Origin of the sequence: Candidatus Kirkpatrickella diaphorinae (assembly GCF_025736875.1) — a bacterium.
Classification (GTDB): domain Bacteria; phylum Pseudomonadota; class Alphaproteobacteria; order Acetobacterales; family Acetobacteraceae; genus Sorlinia; species Sorlinia diaphorinae.
Genome location: NZ_CP107052.1, coordinates 2,153,996 through 2,165,000, shown reverse-complemented (window position 1 = coordinate 2,165,000; position 11,005 = coordinate 2,153,996). Strand labels below are relative to the sequence as shown.

15 protein-coding genes and 1 other RNA gene (1 of these 16 only partly in view) are annotated in these 11,005 nt (G+C 57.8%); 8 read left to right on the top strand and 8 right to left on the bottom strand.

Annotated elements, in window-relative coordinates; all coding sequences use genetic code 11:
• The 5 genes from N5W20_RS09560 to N5W20_RS09540 form a co-directional block, all read right to left on the bottom strand.
• Positions 1–731, bottom strand: the 5' portion of a protein-coding gene (locus N5W20_RS09560) for a TIGR00282 family metallophosphoesterase (protein ID WP_319806904.1). The gene continues 85 nt to the left of window position 1, outside the view; only the first 731 of its 816 coding nucleotides appear in the window; it begins with the start codon at positions 729–731; the stop codon falls past the left edge of the window.
• A gap of 21 nt (positions 732–752) precedes the next feature.
• On the bottom strand, positions 753–1,328 hold the full coding sequence (locus N5W20_RS09555) for a 5-formyltetrahydrofolate cyclo-ligase (protein WP_319806903.1): 576 nt from the start codon (positions 1,326–1,328) through the stop codon (positions 753–755).
• A non-coding RNA gene (gene ssrS, locus N5W20_RS09550) (6S RNA) lies at positions 1,315–1,470 on the bottom strand. The genes N5W20_RS09555 and ssrS overlap by 14 nt, the downstream gene beginning before the upstream one ends.
• 8 nt (positions 1,471–1,478) lie before the next feature.
• Positions 1,479–1,820: a cell division protein ZapA gene (locus N5W20_RS09545; RefSeq protein ID WP_319806902.1), complete on the bottom strand. Its 342-nt coding sequence runs from the start codon at positions 1,818–1,820 to the stop codon at positions 1,479–1,481.
• On the bottom strand, positions 1,820–1,984 hold the full coding sequence (locus N5W20_RS09540; protein ID WP_319806901.1) for a hypothetical protein: 165 nt from the start codon (positions 1,982–1,984) through the stop codon (positions 1,820–1,822). Before N5W20_RS09540 ends, N5W20_RS09545 begins: the two co-directional genes overlap by 1 nt.
• Before the next feature lie 142 nt (positions 1,985–2,126).
• Here N5W20_RS09540 and N5W20_RS09535 point away from each other — a divergent pair, with 142 nt between their 5' ends.
• Positions 2,127–2,531 carry a hypothetical protein gene (locus N5W20_RS09535; RefSeq protein WP_319806900.1) on the top strand — a complete coding sequence of 135 codons (405 nt, stop codon included), beginning with the start codon at positions 2,127–2,129 and terminating at the stop codon, positions 2,529–2,531.
• An 11-nt stretch (positions 2,532–2,542) separates the two neighbouring features.
• Complete coding sequence (locus N5W20_RS09530; protein WP_319806899.1) at positions 2,543–3,133, top strand: thiamine phosphate synthase; 591 nt, start codon at positions 2,543–2,545, stop codon at positions 3,131–3,133.
• Here the strand turns inward: N5W20_RS09530 and N5W20_RS09525 are convergent.
• The 3 genes from N5W20_RS09525 to epmA all read right to left on the bottom strand — a co-directional run bounded on the left by N5W20_RS09525 (position 3,072) and on the right by epmA (position 5,336).
• Positions 3,072–3,821: a hypothetical protein gene (locus N5W20_RS09525; protein ID WP_319806898.1), complete on the bottom strand. Its 750-nt coding sequence runs from the start codon at positions 3,819–3,821 to the stop codon at positions 3,072–3,074. The genes N5W20_RS09530 and N5W20_RS09525 overlap by 62 nt on opposite strands.
• 23 nt (positions 3,822–3,844) lie before the next feature.
• Positions 3,845–4,255: a hypothetical protein gene (locus N5W20_RS09520; RefSeq protein WP_319806897.1), complete on the bottom strand. Its 411-nt coding sequence runs from the start codon at positions 4,253–4,255 to the stop codon at positions 3,845–3,847.
• Positions 4,256–4,352: 97 nt separating this feature from the next.
• The gene (gene epmA / locus N5W20_RS09515) at positions 4,353–5,336 is read right to left on the bottom strand and encodes an EF-P lysine aminoacylase EpmA (RefSeq protein ID WP_319806896.1); all 984 of its coding nucleotides are present in this window, start codon (positions 5,334–5,336) and stop codon (positions 4,353–4,355) included.
• Between the two features lie 45 nt (positions 5,337–5,381).
• Between epmA and N5W20_RS09510 the strand changes: the two genes are divergently transcribed.
• From N5W20_RS09510 to N5W20_RS09485, 6 genes are all read left to right on the top strand, one after another.
• Complete coding sequence (locus tag N5W20_RS09510; RefSeq protein ID WP_319806895.1) at positions 5,382–6,434, top strand: lysine-2,3-aminomutase-like protein; 1,053 nt, start codon at positions 5,382–5,384, stop codon at positions 6,432–6,434.
• Positions 6,435–6,590: 156 nt separating this feature from the next.
• Positions 6,591–7,154: an elongation factor P gene (efp, locus tag N5W20_RS09505; RefSeq protein WP_319806894.1), complete on the top strand. Its 564-nt coding sequence runs from the start codon at positions 6,591–6,593 to the stop codon at positions 7,152–7,154.
• A gap of 74 nt (positions 7,155–7,228) precedes the next feature.
• On the top strand, positions 7,229–8,053 hold the full coding sequence (locus tag N5W20_RS09500) for an inositol monophosphatase family protein (RefSeq protein ID WP_319806893.1): 825 nt from the start codon (positions 7,229–7,231) through the stop codon (positions 8,051–8,053).
• A 14-nt stretch (positions 8,054–8,067) separates the two neighbouring features.
• Positions 8,068–8,898, top strand: a complete 831-nt coding sequence (locus N5W20_RS09495; protein ID WP_319806892.1) for an OmpA family protein — start codon at positions 8,068–8,070, stop codon at positions 8,896–8,898.
• Positions 8,895–10,064 (top strand): flagellar motor protein MotA, encoded by a 1,170-nt coding sequence (locus tag N5W20_RS09490; RefSeq protein ID WP_319806891.1) that lies wholly within the window; start codon positions 8,895–8,897, stop codon positions 10,062–10,064. The genes N5W20_RS09495 and N5W20_RS09490 overlap by 4 nt, the downstream gene beginning before the upstream one ends.
• On the top strand, positions 10,064–10,996 hold the full coding sequence (locus N5W20_RS09485) for a peptidoglycan -binding protein (RefSeq protein ID WP_319806890.1): 933 nt from the start codon (positions 10,064–10,066) through the stop codon (positions 10,994–10,996). Before N5W20_RS09490 ends, N5W20_RS09485 begins: the two co-directional genes overlap by 1 nt.
• Positions 10,997–11,005 lie beyond the last annotated feature (9 nt).

Sequence of the window (11,005 nt, the reverse complement as noted above, 5' to 3'; positions counted from 1 at the left end):
GTGACTAAAACGCCGCATAAACTCCCCTCGCCTGAACTCGGCTCCAACCGTTCCGTCGATATGCCGCGCGTGAATCGGGAAAGGGAGGCCGCCTTCATCATCCCGATGACGCTGTCATAATCCCCGCACATACCGGCATCCGTCTGATAAGCCGTGCCCTTCGATAAAATGCGGTGATCTGCCGTCGGCACATGCGTATGCGTCCCGACGACGAGCGACACGCGTCCATCAAGGTGATGCCCGAAAGCCATCTTCTCACTTGTGGTCTCAGCATGGATATCCACGATGATGGCGTGCACATTGGCCATCAGGCGATATTTCGCCAGCAGCTCATCCATCGCACGGAATGGGTCATCAAGTGGGTTCATGAAAAGCCGCCCCATGACATTAACCACAAGAATGCGCTTGCCGCGTCCGGTCTCAAAAATATGGAAGCCCTGCCCCGGCGTGCCGGGAGGGTAGTTGAGCGGCCGCACAATCTGCGGGTATTGGCTGATTTCCCGCATGAGGTCACGGCGGTCCCACGCATGATTGCCCAACGTGATCACATCCACACCCGCCGTGAAAAGATCTCGCGCTATTTTCGTCGACAGGCCGAAACCGTGCGATGCGTTTTCACCATTCACAATGACGCCGTCCAGCGCCCATTTTTCCTTTAGTTGCGGAACGTTGGCCATTACGACATCCCGGCCCGATCGCCCGACAATATCGCCGAGGAAAAGAATACGCACGCTAACCTGCCCTTCAAAATTCTATAAAGCTGATAAAATGCCGCGTTCCGTCACAATGACATTCATCGGAATATCGAACTCATCGCGCGGCACGGTCTCAACCTCCTGCCATGACGCGGCGAAACCGACAGCATGCACCTTCAGTGAGGCAAGGGTTCGATCATAATAACCGCCGCCATACCCTAATCGGTAGAGGCGTTGATCGAACGCCAGAAGGGGCACAAGGATGAGCGCAGGATCCCGATAAGCGCTTTCCGGATAGGAAGTGCCGTAACGCCCCGTCTTCATGGGCGTCGCTTCCGTCCATTCCCTGAATTTCAAAGCCTGCCCACGCGGCATTGTCTCGGGAAGGACGATTTGACGGCCTCTTTCCCGCAAAAGCGTCAATGCGGGCCGGATGTCGATTTCGCCCGGCAAGGGCCAGGTCCCGGCAATAACCGACTCCGTCCGCGTTTCGAGATAGGCGGTGAGGTGCTCGATTAATTTCTGACTTTCATTATCAGAGAATGACGCGGTGCCGCGTTGACGCACCATTTGCGCACGCAGCGCCGATTTCTGCGCGGCGATGTCAGCCCGCGCATGAGGTGGAACCACCATAGCCGTCCGCCTTCAAACCCTCCCGGACCTGCTCACGCAGGTGGGCGCCAGATAACATGACCACGATCACGTCAGAGCCAGCTCCCTAGGAAGTGCTTATCGGCCCAGGGGTTAGATTGGCTGACGCACCAGGCAGTCCCGATGTGTAATTTAGGGATGTTCAAGAGTCTCCGCAATGGACTCTGCGCGTTCCGTCAGGATTTTTAACCGTTGATTGCGCATTTCTGCATCCCTCAACAAATGCTCAGCCTGCGCGATCGCTTCATTTGCACCTGCGGGAAGCTTGGCCTGGGATAAGTCAAAGATCTCATCCGCCATCAGAAGTGCCGCCAGAACAAGCGTGCGCACCTCCCCGCCCTGCGTGCCCAGGCCCCGCACGCGGTCAATGCGTTTTTCAATCTGCGCTGCCATGGCGCGAAGGTGATTTTCCTCACCATCCTGACAATTGACTGTGTAATTATATCCGTTGAGCTGAATTGTGACCTGAGCCATCAATGATCCTCTTCTTCGGATGTGCAGCGATCAAGCACGTCATCAATGCGTGCAATGAGGAGGTCGATATGCGCGGCGACGCTTCTTTTCTCCTCCGAGGCGACCGGCTCGGGCGCAGGTTCAGTCGCTGCGCGCCGGTCAATGGCATATGCGATACGTTGCATAGCAGCTTCCAAACGGGTTAGAGGATCATCGTCTGCGGACATGGCTCAGCTCTCCAATGCATATGCGGCGGCGCGGTGCACGACATAATGACCGAGACAGGGAAGCTTTTTCGGCCTCAAGCGTCAAGGGGGTAGGTTTCGATTGAAATCATATGGTCGTTTCATAGAAATTTCTGACCGGCTGACAGCAATACGTGCCGCGCAATGGGCGCGCGGTCGGCAGATCACTTTCATCTCCCCCGTTGATTGCGCTGCCCTGATGGGTTTCCCCTGGTGGCATGCTGTCGTCTCAGGACTCGATATTCCGTCCGTAATCGATTGTGGTGATTCGGCCAATCTGGCCGCGACCTCCTTACGGGGGGGGCAATCAGGCGTGGTTTTTCAGGTAAACGCCGCGCAACGGGCCGCCCTCACCGCACTGGCGCAGACATGCGGCGCTGACATTCTGTCAGATCGCCCCGCGGCTTTGACGTTGAAGCCCGAATTTCCGGAACATTATCAACAGCACCTTTTATCGGGATATCTGGATCATGGCGCTGCAGAATAAGGATGTTGCACATGCATGACGCCATTATGAAAACGGAACTCTATTTGGCCGCCACCTTACCATTCTCAAGTCACGACGCCCTGACGTGCTTCACGTCCATTCTGGACCGTTACCAACCCGCAGCGTTCTGCGTCGATTTTGACGGTGAAGCGCAAATTCGACAGCAGGTTGAGGCTATTCGGGAGACTTGCCTGCAAAATAATGTCGCTCTCATGCTGAAAGATTGGCCTGAAGGGGTTGCAGCGCTTGGATGTGACGGGGTGCATATCAGCAACGCATCCGGCCCGATTGATATGATACGCAAGCGCCTCCCCGCTGACACGCAGCTTGGCGTTTTCTGTGGCGGAAGTCGCGACACCGCCATGCAAGCCGGGGAGGCTGGCGCTGACTATATTGCCATCAATGCCGACCAGACAGACCTCGCCGCCTGGTGGATGGAAATGACGGAATTACCGCTCGTTTGCGAAAACATTGAAACGGCAAATGAGGTTGAGGCACTGACCCGGCTCGGCGTCGATTTCCTGCTGTTAAGGCTCGATTTCAATGCGCCGTTTGCAACATTGTGCGCCCAGCTTTCGGCGTTGGGGATACCGGGTCGATAAGGTTTTTTGCGATGTAGAACACGCCATTTGTCTGTTCCGTCGCGTCACCCCAGAGGATAAGGGCTTTCCCGCCTGCCCCGATAAAGACCGGCTGAAGAGTCTGTGCGTCCATCGACACATTAATGAAGCGATGGTCGATCGTGCGGAGCGCGAGCGTCGTGGCGCGATGACGTTTGAGGGCCGCCATGATATGCGACTTGTCCCAGGTGCCGATCAGGATCGTCCCACCAAGCGCTTGACGCAGTGCCGCCTTACGTTCGGGCTGGAAAATCGACTGGTCCGCAAAACGCGCATCCGCTTCCATCGCCTCATTGGAGGGCACGAGAATTGTCAGGGAAATGTCACCGCCCAATAGGGGAAACCAACCCGCTTTTTTCAACGCAAAAATGTAATCTGCAGCTTCGAGCGATGTGCTGAGCGTGTCCTTGAAAGGACGATCCCGGAAAGCGGACACGGGCGGGGTGTGATAGGCGATGGGAGATGTGATCTTCTCCTGATGAAACTGCGCGAATGTCACATCCGGGTCGGTTGTCGGCAGGATTTTCGTCGTGACGACGGATTTCTGCGAGAGGGCCGGTTGCGGGCTGACTTTGCCGTCAGAAAGGTGCGACGTGCCGGAACACGCTGTCAACAGCACGGCGCCGAGGCCCGGCAGGCCAGTGAAACGCCTGAGAAAGATACGGACCATGCCGGGATATCTCGAAGGGCTTTTTAGCAACCGTCACCTCGCATCGTCCAATCGACAACACGCCCTTTGAGCAGCTCAAAGGTGGTCTGACAGGACACGTTATAAGCTGTCGGCGGCACATACATACCACCCCAGCCACCACCCCAAGGGCCGCCGCCCCACGGGCCACCCCATCCGCCAGCCCAGGGGCCGCCGCCGAAACCCCAGCCCCAACCGCCACTTCCGGGCGTGTAATCCGTCTGATTATTAATATAAGCGAGGAAGACGCGGCCACCCGCCTCAAAGCTTCGGGAAGGCACACCGAAGGCCCGGACGACATCCACATCGGATTTGCCGATCATGGAATCGAGAACTTTACGTTGCTGCAATGTGGGCGTCGCGCAGGCTGAGAGGGCTAACACCCCGATGACCGGCAGAAATCGTAACAATCGCATCAGAATGCCACCATCTTTGTTGTCGTATCACGATGAAACGCGCGTCTCGGCAAACCCTGCGCAAGGCGTTTCACAACACACGACACTGGCCATCACGTTATTCAATCCAACGGATATTTGCAATCTCTGTCGTGGAAGCAGCCAGCATGACGAGTCGATCCACACCCAAAGCGATACCGCTGCAAGGCGGCATATCCGGGAGGGCGGCCAGAAATGCTTCGTCGAGGGGCCAATCCTGATCCGGCGTCAATACCATGCGACGCGCACGATCACGCTCGAAGCGCGACCGCTGCTCAACCGCATCAGTCAGTTCCTCAAAAGCGTTGGCGAGTTCAATGCCCGCCAGATAAAGCTCGAAGCGCAGGGCAACACGATCATCCGCAGGGTCACGGCGGGCCAGAGCGGCCTGGGCCACGGGCCAATGCGTAAGGAAACAAGGCCGCGTCCGCCCGATCTGCGGCTCAATACGCTCCAGCATGAGGCGGAAAAACAGATCCTCCCAGCTTTCACCTGCCCTTAGAGAAGTGCCCGCCGCGTGGGCAAGCGCCGGCGCCGCCTCACCGATCGTCAGGAGATCGACCCCGATATAACGCTGAAATGCCTCATTCACCGTCATTCTCTCAAATGGCGCTGTGAGATCGATTTCGTGACCATGATAGGAGAATATGGGTGGGCAGGTACAGCGTATGAGCGCCTCTGTCTCATCCATCAGATCGGAAAGGGACGCATGAGGCCGATACCATTCCAGCATGGTGAATTCCGGCAGATGGGTCGCGCTCTGCTCCCCATTGCGCCAGACACGCGCCAGTTGGAAGAGCGGGGATTTCAGTTCCGCCATGAGGCGTTTCATCGCAAATTCAGGGCTTGTATGGAGGTATCTCGGCAGGATCTGCCCGTCCGGCGTCATCAGAGATGTGCCGAAACATTTCAGATGCACTTCCTCACCCGGATTGGGCACGAGATAAGGCGTTTCAACTTCCAGATAATTCCGGGCCTCGAAAAAAGCGCGTATCGCTTTGATCACCAACAGGCGACGGCGCAGAAGCGGCAGACGGTCCGTGACGGCGGGTCGGGAGCGCATCGTTTCATTTACCTCCGTCGAGACTTACGTTAAAGACGCGCCGATATGTCGGGAAACGCCAAATCCAGTTCCATAAGGGATGTCGCCGCATTGGTCGAGGCTGGCCTTGTCAGCCCCGCCATGATGGACCCCCTGCGCCTTGTTGAGGCACGTTACGATATCGCGATTACGCCGGCCTTCCGCGACCTCATTCAATCTGCCGACGACCCGATTGGTCGTCAGGTTATCCCGCGTGTGGAAGAGCTTGATCAGGCCGCGTTTCAGATGGCGGACCCGATTGGCGATGCGCGTCATACGCCGGTTAAAGGCGTTGTGCATCGATATGAAGATCGCGCGTTGCTCACGCCGCTTCTCATCTGCCCCATTTACTGCCGCTTCTGCTTCCGGCGGGAACGCGTTGGCGCGGAAGGGGGCCTGCTGACAGATGCGGAACTTGAAGCCGCGCTGGGTTGGTTCCGCCAGCATCCGGACGTGCGAGAGGTGATCCTGACAGGCGGGGATCCCCTCATGCTCAGCCCCCGCCGCCTGGGGCGCATCATCGCCGCCCTCTCTGACATGGCGCATATCGACATCATCCGCATCCATTCCCGCGTGCCGGTGGCGGACCCTGAAAGACTGACCCCGGCCCTTCTGGACGCGCTTTCAACGGAGAAGGCCCTCTGGCTTGTCACCCATGTCAACCACGCCGCCGAACTGTCCGAAGCGGCGTCCCAGGCACTGCGCCACGTGCAAAAGCGCGGCATTCCAATGTTAAGTCAATCCGTCCTGCTGCGCGGCGTCAATGATTCGGTGGAGGTGATGGAGGCCTTATTGCGGCGGCTGGTGCGGCTTGGCGTCAAACCCTATTACCTTCATCATCTTGACCCGGCCCCAGGGACAGAGCATTTCCGAGTGCCTGTTGAGAGAGGGCTGAACATTCTGCGCGGTTTACGCGGGCGGGTGACGGGCCTCGCCTGGCCGACTTATGTAATGGATATTGCTGGCGGATATGGCAAAGTGCCGCTGGGACCGCATTATCTTGAGGCGGGCCCGACAATGATGGAGGGCGTCACGGACCCGAAGGGCCGCCACCACAAATGGCCGAACAGCGATTTCTGACAGGTCTCCCAACGCGATCCGCTCTGCCCGCCGCCCATGCACGGACTCCGTGCTGCCGCCGTCTTGCCCAAACCCCGCGAGAAGCGTAAAAAACCTCCGCGGGCCGCTATGGCAGTGACCTGAACCCGTTCGACACGTCCCAGAGAGTAAGATTTTATGAAACAGCAGGCTAACCTGATCCGCGCCGGCCAAGTCATCGAGCATGATGGACGTCGATGGAGTGTTCTGAAGCAGCAGATCATCACACCCGGCAAAGGCGGCGCGTTTATTCAGGTTGAAATGCGTGACCTGACGTCGGGCAACAAAACCAATGAGCGCTGGCGGACGGCGGATACGGTTGAGCGCCTGATGACAGAGGATAAGGACTATACATACTCCTATGAGGATGGCGACAACATCGTCCTGATGGACCCGGAAACATTTGAGCAGGTCGTGCTGCACAAGGATTTCTTTGGGGATCAACTGCCTTTTCTGCAGGATAATATGGCGCTTAACGTCAAGCTCGTTGAAGGCGACCCGGTTGGCGTCTCACTTCCGCCCAATGTGACGTTGGAAATTGTCGAGGCTGACCCTGTCGTGAAAGGCCAGACCGCCAGTTCCTCCTACAAACCGGCTCTTCTTTCCAACGGTGTCAAAACCATGGTGCCGCCTTTTATTGAAGCGGGGGAAAAGGTCGTCGTCCGGACGGAAGACGCCTCCTACGTCGAGCGCGCAAAGTAAAATCTTAAAAGCAACGCGCTTTTACGAGGGCGTCGCATTTTCAATTTCTTTTTCGTTATCAGGACTCGTTATTTATGCGCCTCTCCCCGCACATTACCGTCATGCAAAATGCCGCCATCAAGGCGGCGAAGCGCCTGTTGCGGGATTTTTCCGAAGTGGAACAACTTCAGGTCAGCATCAAAGGACCGGGTGATTTCGTCACCCAGGCCGATCTGCGCGCTGAGGCAACATTGCGCGAGGAACTGGCGCGGGCACGCCCGGGCTATGCTTTCCTGATGGAGGAGAGCGGCGCTTCCGGCGGTGATAACTGGTCCTGGCGCTGGATTGTTGACCCGCTGGACGGGACGACCAACTTCCTGCACGGCATCCCTCAATGGGCCATTTCAATCGCTTTGCAACGCCGTTTCTCGGATGGGCAGACGGAAATCGCGGCCGCCATCGTTTATAATCCCGCAACCAATGAGATGTTCTGGGCGGAGAAAGGCGTGGGCGCTTTCCTCAATGATCGCCGTCTGCGCGTCTCAGCGCGGCGCATCATGTCGGAGGCTGTTTTTTCCACCGGGATCCCCTTCGCCAAAGTGCAGGAGGGATTGCGCGCACCTTTCCTTCGCGTATTGACGCGCCTTATGCCACAAGTGGCGGGTATACGTCGTTTCGGGGCCGCAGCGCTTGACCTCGCCTGGCTGGCCGCAGGTCGCTATGAAGGTTTCTGGGAGATCGGGCTCAAGCCGTGGGATTGCGCCGCGGGCATTCTTCTCGTCAAAGAAGCTGGTGGTTACGTCACCACGCCGGAAGGGCAGGAAATCAGCGACTTTGATCAGGATGTCAATGTCGTGGCCGGAAATAGTCATTTGCATGGACCGTTGCGTGTAACGGTGTTGCAATCCCTTTCTGAATAAAGCGGGATGATCGCATGAAATCGAGCAGGTTCCTATCGAGCGGTCCGATCTCGTGCCTTTTCAGGCATGTGCCGCACCTTTACAGCCCGATGGCCGCAATCGGCGCGCTCTGTATCAATGTGGGCAGCGCCTCTGCGGAGGTTTCGACAAATCTCGGCGCCCTTGATGAGGTCGCACCCGTCAAGCAGGCCCCACGGCAGCAAAATGTGAAACGCCTGCCTGCCGCTCCTGCCACCCCTCAGAAGACGGACACGTCGGCGACGCCGTCAAATAAGGGTTTAAACAACGCGCCCGCCATGCCGCCCTCCCATCTTGAGGCGGAGCGTCGCGTGGGGCCGCCGCCTGACGTGCCACCCGCGCCGCCGAAATCGGTCGTCATCGCGCCGCCTCCGGTCGCCGTCGAGACCCACCCGCCCGTCGCGCCCACCCCCGTCATTATCGACCCGAAAGCGCAGGGCCGCGTTCGGAAGACGGCGCAGGGTATGGTGCTGGTTTATCAGCCGGGCAGCGCAAATCTGAATGAAAACATGCTGACGGCCCTGAAAACATATGCCGCCTCGCTGGCTAAAGAGCCGGGATTGCGCATCACGATACGGTCCTATGCAAGTGGGCAGGCGGATGACCCTTCCGTCCCGCGGCGTATATCACTGGCGCGCGCATTGATCGTCCGGTCCGTGCTGATCAATGAAGGCGTGGCGACAACGCGGATTTATCCGCGCGCCGAGGGCCTGCCGAAAGGGGATATCGCGCCGCCGGACAAGCTTGAGATCATCGCTGTGGGTGCCGCGCCTGCGCCGCCAAGTGAGGCCTATTACCCGCATAAACCGCAAAAGACCACGCCATGACCCGACCGCATCGTTACCTTGCCCGGATGATCCTGTTTCTCGTACTGGTCGGGTTGATCGGGTTTGTGCTGCATCAGACACTTTATCGCGCCTTCATGTCCAACCCGGTCCTGGATGGTTTTATCCTCGCCGTGCTTCTGATTGGCATTTTGTGGAATATCCGCGTCGCTTTACGGCTTTTCCCGGAAGTGAAATGGGCGGAGACGCTCCGTCAATCCCGCACTGCGCTTGTGCAACCGGACCCACCACGCCTCCTCGCCCCTCTGGCGCGACTCATCACGCTCAATCAGGGTGGTGACCGTGTGCGTTTGTCATTTCAGGCGAGTCAGGCGGCGCTGGATAGTTTGTCCGGACGTCTGGATGAGGGGCGGGAAATCTCCCGTTATCTCACAAGCCTGCTGATCTTTCTCGGCCTGCTGGGGACGTTTTACGGGCTTTTACTGACGGTCAACGCCATTGCCGGGGTGATTGGCGGCCTGACGGCCGGGGACCAGAATCTCGACGTCATGTTTGACCAGCTCAAAATCGGCCTAGCGCAACCTCTGCACGGGATGGCAACCGCTTTCTCCGGCTCCATGTTCGGGCTGGCGGGAGCGCTTATCCTCGGTTTTCTGGACCTTACAGCGGGCCAGGCACAGAATCGCTTCTTCAATGAGATGGAAGAATGGCTCGTCGGCCAGACGAGTACGGCGTCACCCGTCACGACGGATAATAACGGGGCTGCCGTGCCCGCTTATGTCAGCGCATTGCTTGAGCAGACGGCAGAACATCTCGAAAGCCTGCAACGCATTCTCGGGAAAAACGAAGAGACGCGCACGCAGCTTGTCGCCCTCATGGCTGGTTTGCAGGAAAATATGCGGCAGAATGCCGAGACCATCTCAGCCAATCAACGCGCGCTCCAGCGTGTTGCAGACACAAATGCCGCTGTCAGCCCCTATCTGAAACGCATGAGTGAGCAAAACCTGTCAGAGACGTCCTCGGAGCATGCAGGTGACGTGATGTCACGTCGGATGGAGCGGCTCGACGCTACATTGGCGGCGCTCTCCGGCGCCATCACGTCGGGCCGGGACGATCTTGTCGGGGAAGTGCGGAATGGCTTGCGCCTTCTGGCGAAAACAGTTGCCGCAGGAAGCCATGATCATTCGCAGCCCGGCGCGTCATCCTGATGGCAAGGCGATCCCGCCGCGGCGCATCGCATGAGCTGAATGCCTGGCCCGGTTATGTCGATGCCTTATCGACATTATTGATGGTCGTGACATTTGTCCTGCTCGTATTTGTGCTGAGCCAACAATTTCTTGCCACTGCGCTAAATCGCCGGACGCATAGTCTTGATACGTTGAAGCGTGAAGTTGCTGCCTTGCAGCACACGCTGTCCCTTACTGAAAAGCGCAATTTCGCGCTTAAAAACAAGGTCGCCTCCCTCACAACGGAACGTGACGCGGCGCAGGAGGCGGCTAACACCACCGCGACGGAAAGCGTGGCGACCCTGGCAACATTGCAGGCACAGATTACCGAGCTGAATGCGCAGCTCAACGCCATCGCCCAAGCCCTGGATGTTTCGCAGAAAGATATTGCAGATCGAGACCAGCAGATTACCAATCTGGGTGAAAAATTGAATATCGCGTTGGCGGACAAGGTCAATGAGCTGAACCGCTATCGCTCCGAATTTTTCGAGAAACTCCAGAAAGTGCTGAAAAGCCAGAAAGGAATCTCTGTCGTCGGAGACCGCTTCGTGCTCCAAAGCGCCATATTATTTCCGACCGGCAGTGCAGAGCTGACGCCCGAAGGGCGTAGAGAAATCACCGTTCTGGCAGAGACATTGCATTCCGTCGCGCGACGCATTCCCAAAGACCTTCCCTGGATCCTCAGGGTCGATGGCCATGCGGATAAAATGCCGATCCATTCGAGTTTCGTCAGCAATTGGGAGCTTTCAACAGCGCGGGCGACGACAGTGGTCAAAGCACTGATTACTGCGGGGATTGATCCGCATCATCTGGCCGCAACCGGTTTCTCGGATTATCAACCGATTGACCCGCATGATACGCTTGAGGCTTATGCCCGAAACCGCCGCATCGAATTCCGCCTGACGGACCGGTAAAAGGCCCGG